Origin of the sequence: Fructobacillus tropaeoli (genome assembly GCF_016860625.1) — a bacterium.
Taxonomy (GTDB): domain Bacteria; phylum Bacillota; class Bacilli; order Lactobacillales; family Lactobacillaceae; genus Fructobacillus; species Fructobacillus tropaeoli.
Genome location: NZ_BOJU01000003.1, coordinates 208456 through 234554 on the forward strand (window position 1 = coordinate 208456; position 26099 = coordinate 234554).

Annotated in this window: 21 protein-coding genes, 1 tRNA gene and 1 riboswitch; of the genes, 2 read left to right on the top strand and 20 right to left on the bottom strand. The window is 44.3% G+C overall.

The features are described 5' to 3' along the window. Positions 1-71: 71 nt before the first annotated feature. The 6 genes from rpoC to FT12353_RS08710 all read right to left on the bottom strand — a co-directional run bounded on the left by rpoC (position 72) and on the right by FT12353_RS08710 (position 10586). On the bottom strand, positions 72-3725 hold the full coding sequence (gene rpoC, locus FT12353_RS05200) for a DNA-directed RNA polymerase subunit beta' (RefSeq protein ID WP_059394063.1): 3654 nt from the start codon (positions 3723-3725) through the stop codon (positions 72-74). 23 nt (positions 3726-3748) lie between these two features. Continuing rightward, positions 3749-7366: a DNA-directed RNA polymerase subunit beta gene (rpoB, locus tag FT12353_RS05205; protein ID WP_203618959.1), complete on the bottom strand. Its 3618-nt coding sequence runs from the start codon at positions 7364-7366 to the stop codon at positions 3749-3751. Between the two features lie 296 nt (positions 7367-7662). Continuing rightward, positions 7663-8841 carry an ABC transporter substrate-binding protein gene (locus tag FT12353_RS05210; RefSeq protein ID WP_059394062.1) on the bottom strand — a complete coding sequence of 393 codons (1179 nt, stop codon included), beginning with the start codon at positions 8839-8841 and terminating at the stop codon, positions 7663-7665. Further along, positions 8838-9587 (bottom strand): ABC transporter ATP-binding protein, encoded by a 750-nt coding sequence (locus FT12353_RS05215; RefSeq protein WP_203618961.1) that lies wholly within the window; start codon positions 9585-9587, stop codon positions 8838-8840. Before FT12353_RS05215 ends, FT12353_RS05210 begins: the two co-directional genes overlap by 4 nt. Beyond that, the gene (locus FT12353_RS08705; RefSeq protein ID WP_203618963.1) at positions 9584-10219 is read right to left on the bottom strand and encodes a FecCD family ABC transporter permease; all 636 of its coding nucleotides are present in this window, start codon (positions 10217-10219) and stop codon (positions 9584-9586) included. Before FT12353_RS08705 ends, FT12353_RS05215 begins: the two co-directional genes overlap by 4 nt. Beyond that, positions 10116-10586, bottom strand: coding sequence for an iron chelate uptake ABC transporter family permease subunit (locus tag FT12353_RS08710; protein ID WP_203618965.1), 471 nt, complete (start codon positions 10584-10586; stop codon positions 10116-10118). Before FT12353_RS08710 ends, FT12353_RS08705 begins: the two co-directional genes overlap by 104 nt. Before the next feature lie 708 nt (positions 10587-11294). On the opposite strand from FT12353_RS08710, the gene FT12353_RS05230 reads away from it, so the two are divergent. Then, positions 11295-11885, top strand: coding sequence for a TetR/AcrR family transcriptional regulator (locus FT12353_RS05230; protein ID WP_168778875.1), 591 nt, complete (start codon positions 11295-11297; stop codon positions 11883-11885). A gap of 113 nt (positions 11886-11998) precedes the next feature. On the opposite strand, the gene FT12353_RS05235 is transcribed toward FT12353_RS05230, so the two are convergent. The 3 genes from FT12353_RS05235 to trpS form a co-directional block, all read right to left on the bottom strand. After that, a complete protein-coding gene (locus tag FT12353_RS05235) occupies positions 11999-13450 on the bottom strand; it encodes an amino acid permease (protein WP_059394058.1) in 1452 nt (483 codons plus the stop codon). Positions 13451-13547: 97 nt separating this feature from the next. Next, a riboswitch (Lysine riboswitch) is annotated at positions 13548-13718 on the bottom strand. 19 nt (positions 13719-13737) lie between these two features. After that, entirely contained in the window at positions 13738-14358 is a 621-nt protein-coding gene (locus tag FT12353_RS05240; RefSeq protein ID WP_059394057.1) for a hypothetical protein, read from the bottom strand. A gap of 135 nt (positions 14359-14493) precedes the next feature. Beyond that, on the bottom strand, positions 14494-15510 hold the full coding sequence (trpS, locus tag FT12353_RS05245) for a tryptophan--tRNA ligase (RefSeq protein WP_168778877.1): 1017 nt from the start codon (positions 15508-15510) through the stop codon (positions 14494-14496). 131 nt (positions 15511-15641) lie between these two features. Between trpS and FT12353_RS05250 the strand changes: the two genes are divergently transcribed. Then, the gene (locus tag FT12353_RS05250; RefSeq protein WP_059394055.1) at positions 15642-16622 is read left to right on the top strand and encodes a ketopantoate reductase family protein; all 981 of its coding nucleotides are present in this window, start codon (positions 15642-15644) and stop codon (positions 16620-16622) included. A gap of 133 nt (positions 16623-16755) precedes the next feature. Here FT12353_RS05250 and FT12353_RS05255 read toward each other — a convergent pair. The 11 genes from FT12353_RS05255 to FT12353_RS05305 form a co-directional block, all read right to left on the bottom strand. Continuing rightward, positions 16756-16827, bottom strand: a tRNA-Glu gene (locus tag FT12353_RS05255). 104 nt (positions 16828-16931) lie between these two features. Continuing rightward, complete coding sequence (locus FT12353_RS05260; protein WP_203618973.1) at positions 16932-17879, bottom strand: aggregation-promoting factor C-terminal-like domain-containing protein; 948 nt, start codon at positions 17877-17879, stop codon at positions 16932-16934. Positions 17880-18096: 217 nt separating this feature from the next. Next, entirely contained in the window at positions 18097-18540 is a 444-nt protein-coding gene (locus FT12353_RS05265; RefSeq protein ID WP_059394053.1) for a F0F1 ATP synthase subunit epsilon, read from the bottom strand. A gap of 11 nt (positions 18541-18551) precedes the next feature. Continuing rightward, complete coding sequence (gene atpD / locus FT12353_RS05270) at positions 18552-19952, bottom strand: F0F1 ATP synthase subunit beta (protein WP_059394052.1); 1401 nt, start codon at positions 19950-19952, stop codon at positions 18552-18554. A 63-nt stretch (positions 19953-20015) separates the two neighbouring features. Beyond that, positions 20016-20927: a F0F1 ATP synthase subunit gamma gene (locus FT12353_RS05275; RefSeq protein ID WP_059394051.1), complete on the bottom strand. Its 912-nt coding sequence runs from the start codon at positions 20925-20927 to the stop codon at positions 20016-20018. A gap of 11 nt (positions 20928-20938) precedes the next feature. Further along, a complete protein-coding gene (gene atpA / locus FT12353_RS05280; protein WP_059394050.1) occupies positions 20939-22453 on the bottom strand; it encodes a F0F1 ATP synthase subunit alpha in 1515 nt (504 codons plus the stop codon). Between the two features lie 12 nt (positions 22454-22465). Then, positions 22466-23008 carry an ATP synthase F1 subunit delta gene (atpH, locus tag FT12353_RS05285; protein ID WP_059394049.1) on the bottom strand — a complete coding sequence of 181 codons (543 nt, stop codon included), beginning with the start codon at positions 23006-23008 and terminating at the stop codon, positions 22466-22468. A gap of 9 nt (positions 23009-23017) precedes the next feature. After that, complete coding sequence (atpF, locus tag FT12353_RS05290) at positions 23018-23524, bottom strand: F0F1 ATP synthase subunit B (protein WP_114679980.1); 507 nt, start codon at positions 23522-23524, stop codon at positions 23018-23020. 24 nt (positions 23525-23548) lie between these two features. After that, the gene (atpE, locus tag FT12353_RS05295) at positions 23549-23776 is read right to left on the bottom strand and encodes an ATP synthase F0 subunit C (RefSeq protein ID WP_047975171.1); all 228 of its coding nucleotides are present in this window, start codon (positions 23774-23776) and stop codon (positions 23549-23551) included. Between the two features lie 102 nt (positions 23777-23878). Next, positions 23879-24601 carry a F0F1 ATP synthase subunit A gene (atpB, locus tag FT12353_RS05300; RefSeq protein ID WP_047975172.1) on the bottom strand — a complete coding sequence of 241 codons (723 nt, stop codon included), beginning with the start codon at positions 24599-24601 and terminating at the stop codon, positions 23879-23881. 204 nt (positions 24602-24805) lie between these two features. Next, positions 24806-26089, bottom strand: coding sequence for a solute carrier family 23 protein (locus FT12353_RS05305; RefSeq protein WP_203618975.1), 1284 nt, complete (start codon positions 26087-26089; stop codon positions 24806-24808). Positions 26090-26099: the final 10 nt, after the last annotated feature.

Here is a 26099-nt window from a genome sequence, read left to right on the forward strand (position 1 = left end):
TCCTAGTCTACCGTACTCCGAGACTTTGGACAATAAAAAAACCAGCTTTCGCTGGTTTTCCCATGATTCTTTTAGTCTTGACCATCAATTGTTTGGGCAACTTGGTCCAAAGATTGAATGTCTTTTTCTTCTGGTTGGTCAACAACTTCACCAACAACTTCTGGCTTAATCTTACGATATTCAGCCATTCCAGTACCGGCAGGGATAATCTTACCAATGATAACATTTTCCTTCAAACCGACAAGTGGATCATTCTTGCCACGGATAGCAGCATCCGTCAAGACACGCGTTGTTTCTTGGAATGAGGCAGCTGACAAGAATGAATTAGTCTCCAAGGCAGCCTTTGTAATTCCAAGCAAGACAGGACGAGCAGTCGCAGGAACCTTACCAGCAAACAACGCTGGTTCGTTAGCCCGCTTGAAATCAGCGATATCCATCAAAGTTCCAGGCAACAAATCAGTCTGACCTGGATCCATGACACGAACCTTACGCAACATCTGACGAATCATAACTTCGATGTGCTTATCGGAAACTTCGATACCCTGCAAACGATAAACCTTTTGGATTTCTGACAACATGTATGATTCAGCAGTCAAAGTATCCGTTACGGCCAACAATTCCTTTGGATCGATTGGTCCTTCATTGATGGCATCACCACGGTTAATCATGTCGCCTTCACCAAAGCGCATCCGGGCAGCCAAAGGCAATGTGTAGGTGCGAGTATCAGTCTCACCTTCAATTGTGACTTCCTTTGTACGTTCGGCTGGATTTTCCTCAATAGTTGTAACCTTACCAGTTACTTCAGAAATTTCAGCACGTCCCTTAGGGATACGAGCTTCAACAATTTCCTGCACACGAGGCAAACCTTGCGTGATATCGTTTCCACCGGCAACTCCACCCGTGTGGAAGTTACGCATGGTCAACTGCGTACCAGGTTCCCCGATTGATTGGGCGGCAACAGTACCAACGGCTTCACCAACTTCAACTTCTTCACCAGTAGCCAAGTTACGTCCGTAATCCAAGACAGAAACACCGTGTTCTGTCGTTGATGTAAAGACAGAACGGATAGTGACTTCTTCGATACCAGCAGCATCAATCTTCTTAGCGGCATCTTCATCAATCATTTCGTTGCGGGCAACAATCTTTTCACCTGTTTCAGGATCAAAGACAGTCTTCATAGCGTAACGACCAAGAATTCGGTCGTACAATGGTTCAACCACTGAGCTACCATCAACGATAGCCTTAACAGCAACACCACGGTCAGAGCCATTGTCGTATTCACGAACGATAACGTCCTGAGCAACATCAACCAAACGACGAGTCAAGTAACCTGAGTTGGCCGTCTTCAAGGCCGTATCAGACATACCCTTACGAGCACCGTGAGTTGAGATAAACATTTCCATAACAGTCAAACCATCACGGAAGTTTGATGTAACTGGCAATTCGATAATCTTACCACCAGGTCCGGCCATCAAACCACGCATTCCAGCCAACTGAACGAAGTTTGAAATGTTACCACGAGCACCTGAATCCTGCATCATGTAGATAGGGTTACGAGTGTCGAAAGTAGCCATCAATTCGTCTTGGATAACATCCTTGGCCTTTGACCAGATATCAATAACACGTTGGTACCGTTCTGAATCTGTAATCAAACCACGACGGAATTGCTTCGTTACTTGTTCAACTTCAGCGTGCGCATCAGCCAAAATCTTTGGCTTGTCAGCCAATTCCGTAACATCGGTCATGGCAACAGTCAAACCAGATTGAGTTGAAATATCATAACCCAAGTCCTTCATGCGGTCCAAAAGCAATGACGTTTCCGTCACCTTGTAACGCTTGTAGACTTCCGCGATGATGTCAGACAAGAAGCCCTTCTTGAATGGCTTAATGATTTCACGATCTGCTAAGAATTCGTGAATGTTCTCCCCTGGTTCCATAAAGAAGTCATCAGAAACTCCTTGGAAGTTATCATCAGATGGTTCGTTGATGAATGGGAATTCAACTGGCAAGATTTCGTTAAAAATCAGCTTACCAACTGACGTCACCATAATCTTTGACCGTTGGTCATCAGTAAATGGCTTCTTTTCTGAGAATGAAGAAGTTTGAATACCAACACGAGTTTGGTAGTGAACTAACTTGTTAGCAAAAGCGATGCGAGCTTCATCAACAGATGAGAAGATCATGCCTTCGCCTTCACGACCAGCTTCTTCAGTCGTCAAGTAGTAGTTACCAATCACCATATCCTGTGAAGGAGCAACGATTGGCTTTCCATCCTTTGGTGCCAAGATGTGGCCTGCGGCCAACATCAGCAAACGAGCTTCCGCTTGCGCTTCATCAGACAAAGGCACGTGAATGGCCATCTGATCACCATCGAAATCGGCGTTATACGCTTCACAGATCAATGGGTGCAAACGCATTGCCTTTCCTGAAACCAAGACCGGTTCAAAGGCCTGGATTCCAAGACGGTGCAATGTAGGTGCTCGGTTCAAAAGAACTGGATGTTCCTTGATAACGTCTTCCAAAACGTCCATGACGTCTTCGTCGGCCTTATCAATCTTACGCTTAGCTGATTTCACGTTGCCAGCAAGGCCACGCTTCGTCAATTCGCGCATGATAAATGGACGGAACAATTCGATTGCCATTGGACGTGGCAATCCCATTTGGTTCATCTTCAAGAATGGACCAACATCGATAACAGAACGTCCTGAGTAATCAACACGCTTACCCAACAAGTTCTGACGGAAACGTCCTTGCTTTCCCTTCAACATGTGAGACAAAGACTTCAAAGGACGGTTACCAGGACCAGAAACAGGACGGCCACGACGACCGTTATCCATCAAGGCATCAACGGCTTCTTGCAACATCCGCTTTTCGTTTTGAACAATGATGCCTGGGGCATGCAAGTCAAACAAACGCTTCAAACGGTTGTTACGGTTGATAACACGACGGTACAAATCGTTCAAATCAGAAGTGGCAAAACGGCCACCTTCCAATTGAACCATTGGACGCAAGTCAGGTGGGATAACTGGAATAACATCCATGACCATCCACTCTGGCTTGTTGTCTGATTGCAAGAAGGCCTCAATAATGTCCAAACGGCGAACCGCACGAACACGCTTTTGACCAGTTGCTTCTTGCAATTCATGCTTCAAAGCATCGGCTTCGCCAGCCAAATCAACATTGGCCAACAATTCCTTCACAGCTTCAGCACCCATGCCGGCCTTAAAGTTTGCACCGAATTCCTTCTTGTAATCACGGTACTCACGTTCAGTCAACAATTGCTTCTTTTCAACAGGAGCATCCCCTGGTTCAACAACGACATAAGAAGCGAAGTAGATAACTTCTTCCAATGATCGTGGTGACATATCCAAGACCAATCCCATCCGTGATGGAATTCCCTTGAAATACCAGATGTGGGTAACTGGGGCAGCTAATTCAATGTGACCCATGCGTTCGCGACGAACCTTGGCAGAAGTAACTTCAACACCACAGCGGTCACAGACGATTCCCTTATAACGGATCCGCTTGTACTTTCCACAAGCACATTCGTAATCCTTTGTTGGGCCAAAGATTCGTTCATCGAACAAACCATCTTTTTCAGGCTTAAGAGTACGATAGTTAATCGTTTCTGGCTTCTTGACTTCTCCATGAGACCAGTCATGGATTTGATCAGGTGAGGCCAGACCGATTTGCATACTCTCGAATTTATTAACATCGATTGCCATCTATTCGGTCACCTTTCTTTTAATTATTCTTGTTCATCAGTAGAATTTTGACCAGCGTCTTCTTCTACCTTATCAAAGGCTACCTTAACTTCTTCGTCATCGCGGTTAAGCAAATCAGGGTTCGTACGAGCCAACTTTTCCAAAGCATCAACTGGCAAGACTGAGTCATCTTCATCCATCTGCTTCAATTGAACGGCTTCACCTTCTTGGTCCAAGACACGCATGTCAAGACCTAAGGCTTGCAATTCCTTCACCAAGACACGGAATGATTCCGGCACACCTGGCTTAGGGATTGCGTCACCCTTGATGATTGATTCATAAACCTTGACACGACCAGCAACATCATCTGACTTGTAAGTCAAGATTTCTTGCAAGGTATAGGCAGCACCGTAGGCTTCCAAAGCCCAAACTTCCATTTCTCCGAAACGCTGTCCACCGAACTGAGCTTTTCCACCCAATGGCTGTTGCGTAACAAGAGAGTAAGGACCGATTGAACGGGCGTGAATCTTGTCGTCGACCATGTGGGCCAACTTCATATAGTGCATTACACCAACGGCGACGCGCTTGTCAAAGGCTTCACCAGTTTGTCCGTCATAAACAACAGACTTACCATCTTGTGGCAAACCGGCTTCGGCCAATGCTTCTTCGATTTCATCATCTGAAGCACCATCGAAGACAGGGGAAGCTACGTGGATGCCCAACTTCTTAGCAGCAAATCCTAAGTGCAATTCCAAAACCTGTCCAATGTTCATACGTGATGGCACACCCATGGGTGACAGCAAGATGTCGATTGGTGTTCCATCTGGCAAGTATGGCATGTCTTCTTCAGGAACAACGACTGAAACAGTACCCTTGTTTCCGTGGCGACCGGCCATCTTGTCACCAACTTGAATCTTACGCTTCTGAGCGATGTAAACACGAACCATCATGTTCACGCCAGGAGCCAATTCATCACCATTTTCAGGTGTATAGATTCGAACGGATTGCACAACTCCGCCACCACCGTGTGGTACCTTCAAAGAAGTATCGCGAACTTCACGAGCCTTTTCTCCGAAGATGGCATGCAACAAACGTTCTTCGGCTGACAAATCAGTCACACCCTTTGGTGTTACCTTACCAACCAGGATGTCGCCATCCTTAACCTCGGCACCAACACGGATAATTCCGTTTTCGTCCAAGTCCTTCAACTGTTCTTCACCAGTATTCGGGATTTCACGTGTGATTTCTTCAGGGCCAAGCTTTGTATCACGAGCCTCTGAATCATATTCTTCGATGTGAATTGATGTATAAACGTCTTCACGAACCAAGCGTTCGTTCAAGACGATGGCATCTTCGAAGTTATAACCATGCCAAGTCATAAAGGCAATAACTGGGTTTTGTCCAAGGGCCAATTCACCCTTTTCCATTGATGGACCATCGGCCAAGACCTGGTCGTCATCGATTTGTTCCCCAACCTTCACAATTGGCTTTTGGTTATAGTTCTTACCACCGTTTGAACGGCGGAACTTCATCAATTCGTAGGTATCCAATTGACCATCTTCACGACGGACACGGATTTCCTTGGCATCAACGTATTCAACTTCTCCTGGAGCAGTTGAGATAATGGCAGCACCAGAATCGTGGGCAGCCTTATATTCAACACCAGTACCAACAATTGGCGCATGTGGGTCGAGCAAAGGCACGGCCTGACGCTGCATGTTGGCACCCATCAAAGCACGGTTGGAATCATCGTTTTCCAAGAAAGGAATAACAGACGTTCCGACTGAGACAACCTGCTTTGGCGAAACATCGACATAGTCAATCTTTTCGATTGGCGTTTCGATGTTTTCTTCACCGTAACGGGCCATGGCAGTCTTATGAACAAATGAACCATCGTCTTCCAATTCCGTGTTGGCTTGGGCAACGATATAGTTATCTTCTTCGTCGGCCGTCAAGTAATCAATCTTTTCGGTAACCTTGTGAGTTCCCCAATCAACACGACGGTATGGTGTTTCAATAAAGCCATACTTGTTGATACGACCATAAGTGGCCAAAGAGTTGATCAAACCGATGTTAGGACCTTCGGGCGTTTCAATTGGGTCAATTCGACCATAGTGCGTGTAGTGAACATCTCGAACTTCAACACCGGCACGGTCACGAGTCAATCCACCAGGACCAAGGGCTGACAGACGACGCTTGTGGTTCATTTCACCCAATGGGTTTGTCTGATCCATGAACTGTGACAACTGTGATGAACCAAAGAATTCCTTCACTGCTGCAACAACTGGACGAATGTTAATCAATTGCTGTGGCGTAACAGTCGCAGCATCTTGGATTGACATCCGTTCGCGAACAACTCGTTCCATTCGTGTCAAACCAATGCGGAACTGATTTTGCAACAATTCCCCAACGGAACGAATACGACGGTTTCCCAAGTGATCGATATCATCAACCTGGCCAACACCTTCTTGCAAGTTCATGAAGTAGTTCATTCCTGCCAAGATATCAGCTGGACGAACATTATGCTCGTCTTCAGGCAAGTGTCCGTTGCCAATCAAAAGCAAAGTCTTGTCTGGGTTTTCAGGTGATTCAATCTTAATCTTTTGCAAGACCACTTCGTCTTGCAAGACAGCATCACCGGATGGTATATAAGTAACTGTCTTAAAGTCTTCCCGATCCAAGAACGGTGCCAACTTAGCCATGACAGCCTTATCAACAAGCGTTCCCTTTTCAGCAATAATTTCGCCAGAATCAGGGTCGGCCAATGTTTCAGCCAAAGTCTGGTTCAGTAAACGCGTCTTCAATGACAACTTCTTGTTAATCTTGTAGCGACCAACTGGTGCCAAATCATAACGCTTTGGATCGAAGAAACGAGCCACCAACAAAGCACGTGATGAGTCAGCTGTCTTTGGTTCACCCGGACGCAAGCGTTCATAGATGTCCTTCAATGACTCTTCAACACGGGAGTCAGACATGTTCTTGTGAACATCCTTTTCCAAAGTCATGTTCAAGGCGTCATAACCGTCTGAGAAGATATCGATGATATCAGAATCTGAACCGAAACCAAGGGCACGGACCAATTCCGTCATCAACAACTTACGTGTCCGGTCGATACGAACGTTGGCAATTCCCTTTGCGTCTGTTTCGTATTCCAACCAAGCCCCACGGTTTGGAATAACTGTTGTTCCAAAGTGTGGGCGACCATTTTTGTCAGCTTCTTGGTTGTAGTAGATTCCAGGTGAACGAACCAACTGTGAAACGATTACTCGTTCGGCACCGTTGATGATGAACGTTCCTTGTTCAGTCATCAATGGGAAATCACCAAAGAAGACGTCTTGTGACTTGATTTCACCAGTTTCATGGTTCGTCAAACGCAACGTCACGTGCAATGGTGCTGAGTAGTTCGCATCGTGTTCACGAGCTTCATCGATGTTGTACTTTGGTTCCATCAATTGATAGTCCACGTACTCCAAAGACAAGTTACCCTGGAAGTCTTCGATTGGCATGATGTCGTTAAACATCTCCTTGATTCCTTCATCTAAGAACCATTGGTAGGATGCCAGTTGTACCTCGATCAAATTTGGAAGATCCAACACTTCTTTAATGCTGGCGTATGATCGGCGGGTACGATATTTACCATAATTTACTAAATGTCCTGCCACAGTATCACCTCGTCTGTTATTCACTGTTTACTAGGGAAAATATTACAATTTGATTACAATTTGCGAAATCAAGCCCTTATTTCGGCCAATAAGGCACAAAAAAAGCAAGCCACGTTTTTGTCGCCAAGAGCGGGCATTGCCTGATATAAGGGCGTTGAGTGGACAAGAGATCACCAACTGCCATATTTATTTACAGTGTTTCTGACTACTATTGTACCGATTATCAAAGAAAAAAGCAAGGCCTAATCCCGCTACGCTCGCGGGTTTCACCTTACCTTTTATTTAAACTTACTTCGTTATGATTTTTCCATGTCCCACTGGGCCAAGAAAGAATCTTTATCTGCCAAATCAGGCAAATACTTTTCATTAAAGTCTTGCAAATTCTTTTCGGGTTTCAAATCAGTAAAGAGTTCTGGATACAAACTTTTGGCCATATACTCTATTAAGACATAATCCTTCATCGTCCGCATCAAATGATTATCTAAAGCATACAACTGGCCACTTTGAACCGCTTTGAGCTGGCTAAAGCCAGGCCGTTGCGCTACTAATTTTGCCAAACTCTGCTGCGTTTCCTTTGGACTAATACCATAACCAACTTTTAAGGAAACCGAACGTGGATCGGCATAGTTGGTACCATCGATGAAGATTACGTCCGGGTCCTGTGCAAACAAGAACTCAGGATTGACATCCCCCGTGGTCTTAATTTGGTCACGGTAGATATTATCTGCTCCGGCCGCTTTGGCCAAGGTGCCCATCAGCATGCCATCGCCATATGCCTTACCGTATTCGGCAAAGGAAGCGCCTGAGGACCGCTGTTCCACATAAACTCGCTTCTTTTCCTTCACCAACTTCAACCGCTGCGCCACATTGGTGATATGGCGTTGATAATTCTGATTAAGCGCCTTGGCGCGGTTTTGTGTATCAAAGACCTGACCAAGGATGGTTGTTGATTGGTAATGGGCGGCCGGGCTTAGGTCAGTATAGTCAATGAAGACAACCGGAATCCCCAACTCGTCTAAGTGCTTAATATTGGCTTCTCCAATCCCATCATATTGGTAGTTAGCCAAAATGACAACATCGGGATTCAGGGCAATCAGTTTTTCAATATCGAAACTACCCTTCAGAGTTGAACCAACGTCTTGGACTTGGTCAAAGCCCGCAGACCGTTCTTTCAAGAGATTATACAAAACACCGGAATAATTGGCCGTATCAAAAGTCGATGTCGCCACCACCCTTTCAAAGGCATCCGGCCCAGCAACTGATAACAAGTTTTGATAGTAGTAAGGGTAGTAGGCTCGTGTAACCTTTTTAGGCACTCGCACCTTCCGGCCGCGCACATCCTCAATCACTCGCGTCGCCACTGTCGTTGTTTCCCGCTGACGGTCTTCCAACCCTTCCAACGCCTTAATACCCGCAATGCCGAGGAAAAAGCCGGCAACAACAATACTCCAAGAGAGAGCTTTTCTGATTTTCATCGTGAACCCTCCTCAATCGGTCGCAAAGGAATGATGGCTAAGTGTTGATCGACCGTTTCCTTCATTTCTAATTCAACGCCATACAAATCCTCTAACCGTTCCTGTTGCAAAGCCTGGTCCGGATCCCCCGCAGAAATCAGCTGACCGCCCTGCATCAGATAGAGGCTGTCTGAAAACCGGGCAGCCAGGGTCAAATCATGGATAACGATGATGCCCACAATTTGGTGGCGATGAACATAGCGTTGCAGCGTTTGCAAGTACTGTAACTGCTTTTTAATATCCAAAGCAGACGTGGGTTCGTCCGCAATAATAACCGTTGGCTGCCGGACCAAGGCCTGCGCCAAGACCACCAGCTGTTGTTGGCCGCCGGAAAGGTCAGCAAACTGTTGGTCTGCCAAATCGCCAATTCCTAATTCATCCATGACCGATTCAATCGCCTGCAACTGATCGTCGTTCACGCGAAAATCCAAGTCACCGTACAGCCCCAACAAAATAAATTCAAAAACCGTAAAATATTGGTCGGCCGTGACCTTTTGCGGGATATAGGAGATTTTATGGTCTTTTTCAAAAGTCACTTGCCCATCTTTTTTCTCAAAACCCAATAGCGCCTTGAGAAAGACACTTTTCCCGGAGCCGTTGACACCAATAATGGTTGATAAGTGTCCATCCTCAAAACGACAATTCACATCTTTTAGGATTGGCTTCGCTTTCTTTTGAACCGTTAGGTTCTCTACTAAAATCGTCATGAGCGTTGCCCCTTTCGAATGGCCACTAGGCACATAAACGGCACACCGACCAAACTAGTAATAATGCCGACCGGGATAATCGTACCGGGAATCAACGCCTTGGAAACAACCGCCGCCAACAACAAAACCACCACACCCATAATGGCCGAACCGATAATTGTAAATCTGGCATCGTTACCGACAAGCATTTTGACAAAGTGTGGCGCAATCAAACCGATAAAACCAATCGTCCCAACAAAGGAAATCGCCACAGCCGTTACCAGCGCCGAAGCAAAGAAAATTAAAAGACGCGTTCTTTTGACGTTGACACCCATCGACTGGGCGCTTTCATCAGACAGCTGCACGAGATTCATTTCCCAACTTTGCCGATAAATCAGTACCAGCACAATGTAGAGAACAATAAAGACCACTAAGACACTATCCCAGGAAGACTTTGATAAATCACCAAGGCTCCAGGTCGTCATTCGTTGGGCATTCCGCTCGCTAGCAAAGTACTTGGATAACTCCTGCAAAGAAGTAAAGAACAAATTAATCGCAGTCCCAACTAAGATAATCGTGTTCATACTCACTTGGCCAGCTGAAAAAATCAGCAAAATAACAGCACTGCCCAAAAAGCAGAAAAAAAATGGCACTGGCCTGAACGTTCGCCTGCCCAAAGACAAAGGGAAAACCCGATAGGATGCTCAGCGAGGCGCCAAAGCTAGCCGCCGATGACAAACCCAGGGTAAAGGGGGTTGCAATTGGATTTTTCAGCATATTCTGCATACACAATCCTGCTAATCCCAAAGACGCGCCAACTAAGGCCGCTGTCAGCGTTCGAGTTAAGCGCATCTTCAAGACGACGCCTGCCAATTCCGGCTGCTGACTTGCTACATTCGTCCCTAAAAAGGACAGGGTGCCAAAGCCATGATAGATATCGACTATCACTAAAGAGAAGGCCAAAAGGCCCATGAGGAGGAGAAGTAAAATTTTGCGGCGATTCTTTTCTTGATATGCCATCGTTAGGTCCCTTTCTGTTCGAAAACGGTGCTATGTCATGGATCCATGAACTTTGTTAAGACTTTTACTAAGTATCCACTATACGGAAAGTGGCCATTTCTGTCAATCAAAGTCAAGAGTCCCTTCTTTAAAATTCAGCAAAAATTGTTATCAAAAACCGGTTAAATCAGCCTTAATATGCATTTTAAATAAATTAAAAAAATATAAATATTTAAATTGATTAATTGGGTAAATTATCCCCAGACAACAAAAAAGAAAAAGGATTGACCGCTCTCATCTTCGGTCAATCCTTTTCTTGAAAAATATTTTGTTGTGGACCTTCAAACCTATGTATACTTGCAGTTCACCAATTACTGATTTGCTAATCAACAAAGTTATGCACCTTAAAAGGACCAAGGAGTTTAATCGTTGCCCCAACTGGTCCTTTCATCTCTCACCAATGCAGATTAAGTGAAACGACGCACGGACATCACGCGGACCGCTCTGCCTCTTCACAAAGTCTCTCCTCTTTGCTATAAATAAAAGACATAACAGTGTCACAACAGTTACATTCTACCGAGTTTTGTCCACTCTTTTCAAGGGCTTTTGGTTGTCAGGTGTTAACCACAACTGTCAATCAATTTCTAAAAAGACCATTTTATCAGCCCCCGAGATGGTATAATGTTCAATAATCCACAATATTAATTTTCATTTAATCGAAAGGACACCATGGAAAATCCCCAACCCGTGACAACCGAACGCATTTTTTACGCATACCTGAAGGTCGCCCGAGTCGCTGAGAGTACAAAAGATATTTCATTAGCCAAAATCGCTGAAGAATTAGGTGTTTCCAGACAAGCTATCTACAAAAATCATTTTCAAAATATTGAGGAATTAACGCAATCACTGCATTATTACGTTGATAATAAACCATACCAACAGTTAAAGTGCTTTGCCTTTCATGACAAAAACCATTCCTTCAAAGAATTACTAAATTTTTTCGCTGAAAACGTTATTCCATCACTTTATGAAAAACATGAATTCCTTGGTGTTTTTTATTCAAAAGTAGCAGATCCAGCCTGGCGTCCCTACTTAAATCAACAGTACATCGACATGCTCATCCCCTACTTTGATGGTGCAAACGGAAACCAACATGAGTTAACCTCACAAACACTTGCTGAACTTACGATTAACCAAGTCATGGCCGCCATCAGTATCTGGCTCACGCAAGAAGAGCCTGTTAAGCCTGACATTTTTGCTCAACGCTTTATCTATCTTTTCTCAAATTCTATTCTTGATTTAGCTGAAATGAGCGATTAACCTATTAGCACTGATTTCTTTCACAAAAAGAGCTTCCACCCTAAAGGTGGAAGCTCTTTTATTAATTAAGAAACATAACCTACCCAACCGAAATCCGGCTGAATAACCAATTTTTAATGTTCAGCCTTTGAATCCAAATCAATTTCATCTAAAGGAATCAACTTTGACTTCTTAACAATCTTATAGACAATGTATGGAATCACGACAATTGGCACTGACAGATAAGTCATGCCAATCTTTTCCCAATCAAAGTGAGTAAAGGAAGTTGGGTCTTGCAAAACAATCACTACGATTGACAAAACAATGGCCAAAATCGGACCAAATGGGAACCAGCGTGCCTTATAGACCAACTTGTTCAAGTCCTTACCTTGGCGAACATAGGCACGACGGAAGCGCAAATGTGCTAAGGCAATTCCTAGCCAGGCAATAAAGCCAGACAGACCTGAAGCAGCAACCAACCAAGTGTAGGCTTCACTACCACCCTTAATGTCTGACAAGAAAGCAAACATGCCAACGAAGACCGTTAACAATAGGGATGCCCAAGGCACACCAAATTTTGACAACTTTGAAAATACCTTTGGTGCCTGACCCTTCTTGGCCAAGGCGTAAAGTGTTCGGTTAGCTGCATAAGTAGCTGAATTCGCTGCTGAAATAATTGACGTCAAGATAACTGCGTTCATTAATGAGGCGGCAAAAGCGATACCAGCATTCTTGAAGACAATCGTAAATGGTGAAACCGTGATGTCGTTGTTATTAGCAGCTGACAACAAATTTGGATCCTTGTAATACACCAAAGCAGAAATCACAAAGATGGCACCGATATAGAACAACAAGATCCGCCAGAAGACTGAGTTAATCGCCTTTGGCACTGATTTTGATGGGTCCTTTGCTTCACCAGCAGTAATCCCCACCATTTCTGTTCCCTGGAATGAAAAACCAGCAACCAAGAAAACCGACAAGACACCTTGGAAGCCACCAACAAAACCGTGGTTACCAACAGACAGGTTATGCATGACGTTTTGATTTGAGTGAATAACCCCAAAAATGGTCAAGACACCAATAATCAAGAAGAAGACAATCGTCACAACCTTGATTGTCGACAACCAAAATTCAGTTTCACCAAAAGTCGAAACGGAAAAGAGATTAATAAAGAAAATCAGTGCCAACACAATCGCTGAGAAAACCCAAGCCGGTACGTGAGGCAGCCAGAACTGCGCGACCAAACCAACCGCCGAGACTTCAGCCGCAATGGTAATCGCCCAGTTAAACCAGTAATTCCACCCAAGGGCAAAGCCCATAGCTGGTTCAATAAAACGATTACCGTATTCTGAAAACGAACCAGTAGTTGGCATATAAGTTGCCATTTCACCAAGTGAAGTCATCAGGAAGTAAACCATGACACCCATCACCAAATAGGCAGTAATGGCGCCCATTGGTCCAGCTTGTGATACCGTTGCTCCAGAGGCCAAAAAGAGCCCCGTTCCAATTGATCCACCCAAGGCAATCATGGAGACATGACGTGTCTTCAATTCCTGCTGGATGGCATTTTGATCTTGTTCAGCCATTTGCATGACTCCTTCATATGAATTTCAAACAATAAAAAAACCCGTTTTTGTCACAAAACAAAAACAGGCGGTAAATTCGTTCAATAATGATAGCAATGATTAGCAAAGCGCACCGTTAAAAACGACAGTCCGATGAATCTTCTTCACCGGCCCAAGGAAAATTTTTGACGCAAAATTTCCTTTCGGCAACTGCACCTTTCACCCTCAGTCTTTGTCTTGGCCAGACTCTTCAGGGCTACTCATTTTAGTTGCGACCTCTTTGTTTGTTGTTCCTACCATAACACAATTTAAATATCACCGTCAACTGCAAAAATGACTAACCAACTTTTAACGTGCTTTAAGTAAACCTTAGCAGCTAAACGGAAGTAAATATAGGCCAGTAAGAAAGCGCCCAACACCGTGGTAAAGGACAAATCACTACCAACCATCTTATTGCCAGCTAACACAATCCACGTTAACACAAAGACGGTCTGAATGGTGGTCTTGACCCAGTGGGCCACGTGAAATCGACGAACTAGGATGTTGTCAAATTCAAAGAAAAACAAGGCCCACATTGCCAATGATAAATCAGGCATCGTTTGATCTAAAGTTAACCCGTGATTCCAGGTTAAGAAAACTATTGCCGACCAAATAATCATACTGATAAAGAAAATTGTGGTCACGTTAATCGCCCACCAAGAGCCAACTTTAAAGCCCAAAGACCGAATGAAAAACGCCCAGAAAATATTAACTAACCAAATAAACCACAAACTTCCCATCACATTAGCAGGGCCTGCTAAAAATAAGAAATGACTAGCAATTTCTTGGGCTATAATGGCAAAAACAGTGTCCATTAATTCTAAAAAGCCACTATTGAAGCGCAGCATAATCGATAGAATAATAAAAAGTGCTAAAAAGCACTTTGACAAATATGGTCTCTTTTTTAATGGCGATATTAACACAAGACGGTCCTCTTCGATAAATAAATAACATTCTTATGTAAAAGAGTTTACGTCATGTAATAAAAAAAAGCAAAGTGCAACTATTGTAATCAAGAATTGTTCTTAATTAAAATAATTGATACCCATGGCTGCTCGAACCTCTTTCATGGTTTCTTCAGCTCTTTGATTTGCTTTTTCTGAGCCATTTTTCAACATGGCTAATACCTGATCCATGTTTTGTGCGTACTCTAACCGGCGCTCACGAATCGGTGCCAATTCAGCTTCCATCACGTCCAATAGGTGTTTCTTAAGCTTCATATCACCTAAGCCCCCAGCCTGGTACTGTTCCTTTAAATCTTGTACTCGCCCTTGATCGGGGTCAAAAATATCTAAATAGGTAAAGACGACGTTGCCTTCAACATGTCCCGGGTCCTCAACACGAATATGTGTTGGGTCGGTATACATTGACTTGACTTTCTTAGCTAAAGTATCTGGATCATCAGAAAGGTAGATCCCATTATTCAATGACTTTGACATCTTCGCATTTCCATCAATTCCAGGAAGACGGCCCTGTCCCTTTGGTGGGAAAACGCCCTCAGGCTCAACAAAAACATCTTTTTGATAAGCATTATTGAATGAACGAACTAATTCACGTGTTTGCTCAATCATCGGCTTTTGATCGTCACCAACTGGGACCTTTTTTGCCTTAAAAATGGTGATATCTGCGGCTTGAGAAACTGGATACGTTAAGAACCCAGCAGGAATCCCTTCCCCGAAGCCCTTTTGTTGAATTTCAGTCTTGACTGTTGGATTACGCTCTAACCGTCCTAATGAAACCAAATTCATAAAGTACATCGTTAATTCAGCTAAACCTGGAATTTGAGACTGGACAAAAATAGTTGATTTCTTTGGGTCCAATCCAACAGCCAAATAATCTAAGGCAACTTCCGTCAATGATTGTCTGATTTTTTCAGGATTACGCGCATTATCCGTAAAGGCTTGGGTATCCGCAATCATGATATAGGGATCAAATTCCCCAGAATTTTGCATGGCCACCCGATTCTTCAGAGATCCGATATAGTGACCGATATGTAGTTTTCCGGTTGGGCGATCGCCGGTTAAATAAATTTCTTTTTCCATGGCTTCTATTTCTCTTTCTAGTTATTAACCTTTCCATTATAACGAAATCAAACTCGACTTGCAGGATTCTTGTTTTATTGTTATATTATGAGAAAAAGATTAGAATGTTTTCACACTAAGGGGGAATCAATATGAAATATGCTGTTGTTGGTGCGGGTGCGATGGGCCTTCGTTATGGCCTCTTATTGCAAGAAGAAGCTGGCCTCGACGTTGATTTTGTCGAACCAACACAAGGTTCTGTTGACGTCATTAAGGCGCAAGGCGACGTGGTTTACCGATCAGTTGACCACGAAGACAAGACGCCAATTAAGGTGAATATTTATTCACCAGAAGAATATGAAGGTACCCCAGATGTCTGGATTTTCTTCATGAAGCAAATGCAGTTAGCAGATGCGTTGAAGCGCTTGCAACCTAAGTTCCAAAAGGGACAAACCGCTTTGGCAGCCATGAACGGTATGGGTCACATTGAAAAGATTCAAGAATATTTTGACGATGAGCACATTATTGGTGGAACAGCCATGATTGCCACTATTTTGAACAACTTTGGAGATGTCGACTTTATTGGGGAAACAAGTTCCGTATATGCGAACTTGACCCAAAAGCCTTCTAAGGTTATGGATGAAGTTCAAAAGGATTTCCAAGCAGCCGGATTGAATCCTTCATATTCTGAAAACTTTATGGGAACATTGCTCACCAAGGTAGCCTTTAACGCAGTTGAAAATTCAATTGCTACCATGTTCCAGGCTCGTATGGGTCACTTGATTCAATACAAGGACTTCGTTTCAAAGATTGCCGCTCCATTGGTCGCAGAAGTTTATGCAGGGACAAAGGCTGCCGGTATTGAATTGATTGAAACGGAACAAGAAATGCTGGAACAAGTGGATTACGTTTCCCGCGTTGGTAACCCACTCCACTTCCCTTCTATGTACCAAGACTTTGTTAAGGGCCGTCCAACGGAAGTCGACTACATCAATGGCTACTTGGCTGATTTAGCCGAAAAGAACGGCGTACCAGCTCCTAACCAACGCTTGATTACCAGCTTAGTTCACCTTGCAGAAGCGATGCGTGAATTTAACCCACCAGTTAACAAGCTGGCACAACCAGAAAAGTAAAAATTATAGTAAGAATCGCTGATGACATCACTAAAAGGCTTAAAAACTTCTTGCCTTTCCAGTCAAATCAGCGGTTTTTTCTTTGCTTTTTTAGACAACAAAAAAGCCGCAACCGAAGTTGCGACTTTAATAGTAGCTCGTGAGAGAATCGAACTCTCGATTCCGCCGTGAAAGGGCAGCGTCTTAGCCACTTGACCAACGAGCCATGGTCAGTCGTTACTTGATATCTCTATCAAACAACTATATTAGTATATCAAGGTAAGACGCTTTCGTCAACACCTAAATCAAAAAAAGTTTATTTTTTTGATTTTAGTACCAACCATACTGCAAATGATGAGCCAATGCGGCCTGTGCAGTCCCGTAACGAGCAGCAATATAGGCTTTCATTGCTTGCAACTGATCTTGATAATCAGTTGAATTACCACCATAGCGAGCACGCAAAGTTGGTGATAACTGGCCAATTCCAAAGTAAATGCCGTTTGTCGCATTCACGTTGCCACCAGATTCCTTCATAATGATTGTTTGAAGGGCCTGCTGTTCAGCTTGATTATAATCCAAGTTGCTGACTTGCACCGCCTGGCTTTGCTGGCTAGTTACTGGCGTTGGAGCCGCTTGCGATGCAGGGGCCTCGGAAACAGCTACCTGAGAACTAGCAGTCTGCGATGCAGGGGCCTGTGATGCAGCTACCTGAGAACTGGCTGACTGCGATGCAGGGGCTTGTGAAACCGCTGCCTGAGAACTGACCGACTGCGATACAGGAGCCTGTGATGCAGCCGTCTGGGAACTAACAGACTGCGATGTAGACGTTTGGGCACTTTGAGAACTCGTCTGGCTGCCATTTTTATTGACAGACAAAGTCTGTCCAACAAAAATTTGATTGGCATCCTTGATATTATTTTCTTGGGCCAACTGATCAACGCTCAAACCAAACTTCTGCGCCAATGTCCACAGGTTATCACCCGCTTGGACTCGGTAAGTATTTTCGGTCGTTTGTGTTGTGGCATTTTGTGATGTGGCGTTTGTATTGGCAACACCGATAATCAATTCTTGTCCTTGATAAATTTGATCAACATTTTGAATTTGATTATCCGATGCCAACTGTGCCACCGTCGTATTAAAACGAGACGCTAATGCTGATAGCGTTTCGCCATTGGCAACTGTATGCTTTTGTACCTGGTCGGCACTAACTGCATGTTGACCGGCTGCAACGGAACCGGCCAAACCAGCAGCAATTAATAATTGCTTTTTGACGTTCATATGACTCTCCTTTCTTTTTTGAGGCGAGAAAAAATCGATAATCTGCGCCTACTATGTCTCATGATAACCCTTTTTATGTAACAGTGTTTTTAAAATTATGATAAGAACCCATTAGAGCAAAACTTTTGCTGATAAATCAGCTTGGGCTCAGACCCACTGATTTTTAATTTAAACGACAAAAAAAGGAGTCAGCTAACAGCTAACTCCCTTTTTGATTTTAACGACCTGAGCGAATTGAAGCAACGTGAATTCGGTTAACGGCACGCATCAAAGCGACACGAGCCATATCCATTTCATGTTGGTTCTTGATTTCTTGTGCATGGTCCAAACGAGCTTGCGCACGTTCCTTGGCACTTTCAGCACGATTCACATCGATATTATCAGCAGTTTCCGCACTGTCGGCGATAACCGTCAACAGATTATTAGAAAACTCAGCCACGCCACCGTTAACGGCGAGTGACTTTTCTTGCTGGTCTTTTTTAACCAACATTTCGTCAATGGCCATGGCGGCCAAAATTGGTTCATGGCCGGCCATAATTCCAAGTTGTCCACCCTGTGTATTAATGACAGCAATTTCAACTTGGTCTTGGTCGTAGACTTGGCCTTCAGGGGTCACAATCTTAACTGTGATTCCCCGTGAGCTTGTTTCTTCATCAGCCATGGATTACCCCCTTATTGGGCCATCGTCTTGGCCTTATCAACCACTTGTTCGATAGCGCCGACGTTACGGAAGGCATCTTCAGGCAAGTTATCATACTGACCGTTCAAGATTTCCTTAAATGAGCGAACAGTTTCTGAAACAGGAACATATTCACCCTTCACACCAGTAAAGGTTTCCGCAACTGAGAATGGTTGTGACAAGAAGAATTGGATACGACGAGCACGGTTAACAGTAACCTTCTCTTCGTCTGACAATTCATCCATACCCAAAATTGCAATAATATCTTGCAATTCACGGTAACGTTGCAAAGTCCGTTGCACTTCAGTGGCAACTTCATAGTGCTCTTGACCAACAACTTGTGGGTCCAAAGCTGAAGAAGTTGATGCCAAAGGATCAACGGCAGGATAGATACCCTGTTGCGTCAATGAACGTTCCAAGTTGGTTGTGGCATCCAAGTGGGCGAAAGTCGTTGCAGGTGCGGGGTCGGTATAATCATCGGCTGGCACATAAACGGCTTGAATTGAAGTAACGGCACCCTTCTTAGTAGAAGTGATTCGTTCCTGCAAACGGCCCATTTCAGAAGCCAACGTTGGTTGGTAACCAACGGCTGAAGGAATACGACCCAAAAGGGCAGAAACTTCAGATCCAGCTTGCGTGAAACGGTAAATGTTATCGATAAAGAGCAAAACGTCCTTACCTTCGTTATCACGGAATGATTCGGCCATTGTCAAACCAGTCAAGGCAACACGCATACGTGCACCAGGAGGTTCGTTCATTTGACCATAAACCATGGCAGTTTGCTTCAAAACGCCAGATTCCTTCATTTCGTGGTACATGTCGTTACCTTCACGGGTACGTTCCCCGACACCAGTAAAGACAGAAATACCATTGTGCCCTTGGGCAATGTTGTGGATCAATTCTTGGATCAGAACAGTCTTTCCAACCCCGGCTCCACCGAAGAGCCCAATCTTTCCACCACGGATATATGGTGCCAGGAGATCAATAACCTTGATTCCTGTTTCCAAAATTTCCGTTGAAGTTGCAAGTTCATCAAATTCAGGGGCATCACGGTGAATTGGGTGGCGTGCGACTGAAGAGTCGACGGCACCTGCATTATCCACTGGTTCACCCAAGACGTTGAAAACTCGACCCAAAGTAGCTTCCCCTACGGGAACTTCAATGGGCTTACCGGTATCGGTCACGGCCATGCCGCGTTGCAATCCATCAGTTGAGTCCATGGCGATGGTACGGACAACACCGTTTCCCAAAGCCAAAGAAACTTCAACCGTCAATGTTTTGTCAGATCCTAAATCAACCAACAAGGCGTTGTTGATTTCAGGAACAACTTGCCCTTCTTCAAAGGCAACATCAACAACTGGACCGATCACTTGTACGACTTTTCCAGTAGTCATCGTTGTTTCCTTTCAAATTCAAAGCTTTGCTGCTTAAAAATCAGCAAAGATGCTGCGATTAGCTTATTCCAAAGCAACCAAACCACCAGTAATTTCGGTGATTTCAGTCGTGATTTGAGCTTGACGCGCACGGTTATATTGCAAACCTAACGTTCCAATCAAATCGTCGGCTGAGTCGGTTGCCGATGACATCGCCGTTGATGATGCGGCATGTTCCGCCGTCTTAGCATCCAATACGGCTTCGAAAACCAATGATTGGATGTATTGAGGCAAAACCACGTTCAAAACTGCAGTTGAATCAGGTTCGGAATCATAGGCTGATTGAACTTCAAAGTCAGCTGCCACGTGTTCGTGACTATCATCCATGTCTTCCAAAATGTCCTTTGTCAATGGCAATAATTGCGTGTTGCGTTGCTCTGATTCCAAGCGGTTCACAAAGTGATTGTAAACCAAGTGCAAAGAATCAAAGGCTTCCGCTTCATACAATGAAATCACCGTCTTTAACAGTTGGCGAATTTCATTGAAGGTTGGGACATCGGAAATACCGCGGTGTTCCAAGGCAATTGAGAAGCCACGTTGCTTGTAAAAATCAGCCCCGTTACCACCAATTGCTAAGATCACAGTATTTTCTTTGGTTAAGTTGTGCTTTTCCATCAAGGCATTGGTTTCCTTGATGATGTTGGCGTTATAAGACCCAACTAAACCTCGGTCTGAGGTCACAAGCAAGATTCCCGTCTTCTTTACCGGCCGCTTAGCAACCATTGGTAAATGAGCAGAATCGACATTGTCCAACACGTGCGCCTCAATTAAGTGGCCCACAACTGCCTTCAAACGGTTAGCATATTCATGATAACCGGTTGCCGAATTTTGAATCTTACTTAGCTTTGCAGTTGAAACCAACTGCATTGCGGCTGTAATCTGCCGAGTCTTTTTTGTTGAGCCAATTCGCCGTTTAATATCTTGTAAAGAAGCCATGTTGCCTCCTTTTATTGGTCAACTGAGCCAGCAAAGCCATCCTTAAAGCTCTTCACTGCAGCATCCATCTTAGATTCGTCTGGCAAGGCCTTTGTTGTGACGATTTCGTCCAACAAGTCCTTTTGACTAGCATCCAAGTATGAAACAAATTCATCTTGGAAGCGTTGCAAATCTTCGATTGCCACGTCATCCAAGAAGCTGTGTGTCAAGGCATACAAGACAAAGACTTGATGCTGAACAGACATTGGCGCGTGCAAAGGTTGCTTCAAGATTTCAACAGTGCGCTTTCCACGACCCAACTTAGCTTGTGTTGCCGCATCCAAGTCAGAACCGAATTGAGCGAAAGATTCCAATTCGCGGAAGGAAGCCAAGTCCAAACGCAAAGTACCAGAAACCTTCTTCATTGCCTTAATCTGGGCATCCCCTCCAACACGGGAAACAGATGTTCCGGCATCGATGGCAGGACGAATACCGGCGTAGAATGAGTCGGAATCCAAGAAAATCTGACCATCGGTGATTGAAATCACGTTGGTTGGGATATATGCAGAAACGTCACCACCCTGTGTTTCAATGATTGGCAAAGCAGTCATTGATCCACCACCGAGTTCGTCTGACAACTTGGCTGCACGTTCAAGCAAACGTGAGTGCAAGTAGAAGACATCACCAGGGTAAGCTTCACGTCCAGGCGGACGACGCAAGATCAAAGATATCTCACGGTAGGCCGTTGCTTGCTTTGACAAATCATCAAAGACAATCAAGACGTGCTTGCCGTTGTACATGAATTCTTCACCCATGGCTGCACCAGCATAAGGAGCCAAGTACAACAAAGCGGCAGCTTCAGATGGGCCGGCATTAACAACAATCGTGTAATCCATTGCGCCCATCTTCTTCAAAGTTTCAACTTGTTCACGAACAGTTGAATCCTTTTGACCAATAGCGACATAAACAACAATCATGTCTTGGTCTTTTTGGTTCAAAATTGTATCAATGGCAATTGAAGTCTTTCCAGTCTTACGATCACCAATGATCAATTCACGTTGTCCACGTCCGATTGGAACCAAGGCATCAATGGCCTTAATTCCAGTTTGCAAAGGTTCTGAAACGGACTTACGTTCCATGACACCAGGAGCCTTTACTTCGATTGGTCGTGTCTTCGTTGTTTTCAAGTCGCCTAATCCGTCAATTGGTTGTCCCAATGCGTTGACGACGCGCCCGATAAGTTCTTCACCAACTGGCACTTCCATGATGTGTCCAGTTCGCTTAACTGTATCACCTTGGCGGATACCATCTGAACTACCCAAAACGATAATTCCGACTTCGCTCTCTTCCAAGTTTTGGACCATTCCGAATTCGCCGTTTGTAAATTCGACCAATTCACCAGAAAGGGCATTTGCCAAACCAGTAGCTCGTGCAATTCCATCTCCGATATAGGTAACAGTACCAATTTCTTCTACAGTCAGTTTTGTGTCGAACTTTTCGAGCTGTTGCTTAATTAAAGCAGAAATCTCTTCAGCTTGAATCGCCATGTCTTTTCCTCACTAACCTAGTAACTCTGCCCTCATTTTGGCAATCTTTGTCTGCAATGAGCCGTCAATTAACAACGACTTCGATTGCATTACCACGCCCCCAATAATGTCTTGATCGACTTTATAGGTTGCTTGGATTTTCTTTGCGCCACTTTGCTTCTTAAAAGCATTTGACAACCGCTCTTTTTGGTCTTCATCAGCTTCCACTGCTGTGGTGATGGTCACGGCCTGAATGCCTTGACTTTGCTGGTAAAGGTCAAAGAAACGATCAACTACTGCAGGCAAATATGCGAAATGGTGGTGGGCCAAAAGAATTTTAACCAAGTTCACCACTGCATTATCTGCGCCTTGCGTCAGCGCATCAACTAACCCACCTTGGTCAGCATCAGAAATTGTCTGTGCTGTTAACAAAGAAGTTAATTTTGGTTCAGCGACAACCACTGAACGAATGGCTAGCAAGTCTGCACTAATGTTTTCTAAAACATTGTGTTCGTCTGCATAAGCCAAGATTGCTTGGGCGTATTGGTTAACAATTTTTTCTTTTTGCTTGGCCATACGCCCCCCTTACTGCTGGTCTAAGTCTGCCAAATAGGCATCAATCAAAGACCGCTGATCATCAGCAGATAAATTCTTTTGAATCAATTTAGATGCAATTGTTACAGACAAGTCTGCAACATCCTTCTTGGCAGAAGCCAACGCCTCAGTCTTCAACTGATCAGCATCATTTTCAGCTGCTTTACGCAAGCTTAAGGCCTGGTCATTAGCAGTCTTCAAGAGAGCTTCTGACTGGTCCTTAGCTGATTTCTTAGCAGCGCTAATCACTTGACTGGCTTGGTCTTTGCCGTCAGCCAATTCCTGTTCACGTTGTGCAGCCAACTTGGCTGCATCTTCGTTTGCCTTTTGGGCACTATCCAAATCGTTGTTAATTTTATCTGCACGTGCATCCAATGCCTTCGTTAAAGGACCGTAAGCAACGTGCTTCAAGATGACCATCAGAGTAAGGAAAGCGACGATAATGAAGACCATATCACCTAAAGGCATGGCCTTTGTCATTGATAGTGTTGGAACCATCATTTTTTCCTCCCTCTGGGACTATTACTTGTTGATAAGTGTGAAGGCCATACCCAAAACGATAATTGGTGTGGCTTCAGCCAAGGCCAATCCCAAGAAGGCACGTGACAAAAGCTTGTTAGCCAATTCAGGTTGGCGAGACATTCCAGCTAAGAACTGTGAGTACATCACACCGACCCCGATACCACCACCGATGGCAGATCCCGCAAAGGCAATCCCGGCTGCGATTACGCCTAAGTTGTGTAAATCCATTGTAATTCTCCTTTAATGCTAAAACGCTCCGCGTTTTTTTCTTTCGGTTTGGATGATAACGCTCCCGCGTGTGGCCTAACGCTGTGCTAGACCAAGTCAATCCTATTCATTGCCAGATAACTGAGCCGTAAAGACGGCGGTCAACATGACAAAGACATAGGCTTGAATTCCACCAATTAGTAGTGAGAATCCCTGCCATGCAATTTCCAATGGGAAGGCTAGGATAATCCAGAACCCATTTAGGTGAGTTCCCCAAGCCATGCTTGCGAGCAAATTTAACATCAATTCGCCGGCGAAGATATTTCCAAAGAGCCGCAAAGCAAGGGTCAAGAAGTTCGTAAACTGCTCAACCACATTCAAAGGAAACATCGCAACGTAGGGTTCGAAGAACATGTTCTTCAGATAGCCACCCAAACCAAGTGTCTTCACACCTGTTCCATGGGCAAGCATCAACGACATAATCGCCAATGTAAAGGCAAATAATGGGTCAGCTGTTGGCGACTTAACATAAGTAACGCCATTACCCATCTTAACTTGCAACAGCAAGCCCATCTCGTTTGCAACAATCAAAAACAAGAAAAGGGTGAAGGAATAGAGACCGAATTGTCGGGCCAAATTGGCCGGCAACTGGTCGCCTAAGATTCCGCGAACAAAATCTAAGACATACTCAATTGCGTTCTGCCCTCGGCTTGGACGAATACCCACTTTTCGAGTCATCAAAACCGCTACCAAAACCACGATTGACATTGCCAAAAGCGTTGAAATAATCGTCGTCCAGTTAAAGGTTAGACCCAACAAGGTAAAGGTTGATGTTGGTTCATCCATCGATTTTCTCCTTTCTAAAGAACTTATTTTGATGCAAGGCGTTGGGCGCACTCCTCAAAATATATCCCCAATAATACTCGTCAAAGTTCTCAAATACAAGCAACTTTGTTGGAATTTCACAACATTTTTTATTTTGTTTTAATCGTAACCTAATTAAACAACAAAATAAGGAAAGTGTTGATAAAACTCCATTAAATCAGGACTTTAGCGGTCTGATTTTGCCACCTTAGGCAAAATCAAATTCAGAATGATTCCGAGAACAGTCGCTAATGCGACACCAGAGAAGTCCACTTGTGAACCAAGCGCTAAATGGAAGTTTCCAATTCCAACAACCATCACTGGACCGGCAATCATTAAGTTCCGCTTTTGTCCATAATCAACTTTATTGTCAACAATTACTTGCACGCCAGCCGCAGCGATCACACCATACAGCATAAAGCCAACACCGCCAGTAACGGCACCAGGGACCGTTCCAATCAAAGCCGACAGCTTACCAATGAAAGCAAATCCAGCAGCTAAGACGGCGGCACCACCAATCACCCAGACAGAGTAAACACGTGAAAGCTGCATCACTCCAATATTTTCACCATAAGAAGTAACGGCTGGGCCACCAACTAAACCAGCAAAGACAGAGGCTGCTCCGTCACCGGCCAATGTCTTGTGTAAACCAGGATTTTCAAAGAAGTCTTGACCAGTAATTTTAGAAAGAACCAACAAGTGGCCTAAATGCTCCGATAAGGTCACCAAAACTAAGGGGGCCATGGTCAAGACGGCCATTGGATAAAAGTGCCAAGAAAGGCCATTATGGCCGGAAAAGAGAAAATCAAACTTTGGTAGCGCAAACCAGTGGGCGCTAGCAACAGGACTCAGGTCCACTAAGCCAAGTGCCAAAGCCAACAAGTAACCAAAGATAATGCCAATTAACACTGGAATTAGGCCCAAAAAGCCACCGAGATACATATTGGCAAAAATCGTGACTAACAACGTTGCGCCAGCAACTAGAAAGACCTTGATGTCATAGTGGCCATTAAGTTCCGTCGCTGATTGGGCTGCTGTCGCAGCCAATGAAAGACCAATCACCAAAATCACCGGTCCAACAACTTCTGGTGGAAAAATTTTATCAATCCAAGCAGAACCGACTCGCCAAACAATCAATGAAATAATCAAGTAAACAATTCCAACTGAAACAACGCCCTGACCAACGGCCGGATAGCCAATGGTCTTCATCATCGAAGCCATTGGGATGATAAAGGCAAAAGAAGATCCCATATAAGCGGGAACCTTACCTTTCGTTGTTAGCAAGTGAATTAATGTTCCAACACCTGATGAAAAAAGGGCGACACCAGGATTTAAACCAACCAAAAGTGGCACTAAAATCGTCGCTCCAAACATTGAAAACAAGTGTTGTAGTGACAACCCAATTAATTGAAAAAACGGAGGCCGTTCATGTAAGTCGTAAATCGGCTGCCTTTGCTGTTTTTCTTCCATATTTTTTACC

Bases quoted from the DNA above. Each gene is read 5' to 3' on its own strand.
- atpE (WP_047975171.1), bottom strand. From the start codon at position 23,776: ATGGATTTACACAACTTAGGCGTAATCGCAGCCGGGATTGCCTTTGCG.
- FT12353_RS05230 (WP_168778875.1), top strand. From the start codon at position 11,295: ATGGAAAATCCCCAACCCGTGACAACCGAACGCATTTTTTACGCATAC.
- trpS (WP_168778877.1), bottom strand. From the start codon at position 15,510: ATGGAAAAAGAAATTTATTTAACCGGCGATCGCCCAACCGGAAAACTA.
- atpD (WP_059394052.1), bottom strand. From the start codon at position 19,952: ATGACTACTGGAAAAGTCGTACAAGTGATCGGTCCAGTTGTTGATGTT.
- FT12353_RS08710 (WP_203618965.1), bottom strand. From the start codon at position 10,586: ATGGCATATCAAGAAAAGAATCGCCGCAAAATTTTACTTCTCCTCCTC.
- FT12353_RS05250 (WP_059394055.1), top strand. From the start codon at position 15,642: ATGAAATATGCTGTTGTTGGTGCGGGTGCGATGGGCCTTCGTTATGGC.
- FT12353_RS05210 (WP_059394062.1), bottom strand. From the start codon at position 8,841: ATGAAAATCAGAAAAGCTCTCTCTTGGAGTATTGTTGTTGCCGGCTTT.
- FT12353_RS05275 (WP_059394051.1), bottom strand. From the start codon at position 20,927: ATGGCTTCTTTACAAGATATTAAACGGCGAATTGGCTCAACAAAAAAG.
- FT12353_RS05235 (WP_059394058.1), bottom strand. From the start codon at position 13,450: ATGGCTGAACAAGATCAAAATGCCATCCAGCAGGAATTGAAGACACGT.
- atpH (WP_059394049.1), bottom strand. From the start codon at position 23,008: ATGGCCAAGCAAAAAGAAAAAATTGTTAACCAATACGCCCAAGCAATC.
- FT12353_RS05265 (WP_059394053.1), bottom strand. From the start codon at position 18,540: ATGGCTGATGAAGAAACAAGCTCACGGGGAATCACAGTTAAGATTGTG.
- FT12353_RS05215 (WP_203618961.1), bottom strand. From the start codon at position 9,587: ATGACGATTTTAGTAGAGAACCTAACGGTTCAAAAGAAAGCGAAGCCA.
- atpA (WP_059394050.1), bottom strand. From the start codon at position 22,453: ATGGCGATTCAAGCTGAAGAGATTTCTGCTTTAATTAAGCAACAGCTC.
- atpF (WP_114679980.1), bottom strand. From the start codon at position 23,524: ATGGTTCCAACACTATCAATGACAAAGGCCATGCCTTTAGGTGATATG.
- FT12353_RS05260 (WP_203618973.1), bottom strand. From the start codon at position 17,879: ATGAACGTCAAAAAGCAATTATTAATTGCTGCTGGTTTGGCCGGTTCC.
- rpoC (WP_059394063.1), bottom strand. From the start codon at position 3,725: ATGGCAATCGATGTTAATAAATTCGAGAGTATGCAAATCGGTCTGGCC.
- atpB (WP_047975172.1), bottom strand. From the start codon at position 24,601: ATGGATGAACCAACATCAACCTTTACCTTGTTGGGTCTAACCTTTAAC.
- FT12353_RS05305 (WP_203618975.1), bottom strand. From the start codon at position 26,089: ATGGAAGAAAAACAGCAAAGGCAGCCGATTTACGACTTACATGAACGG.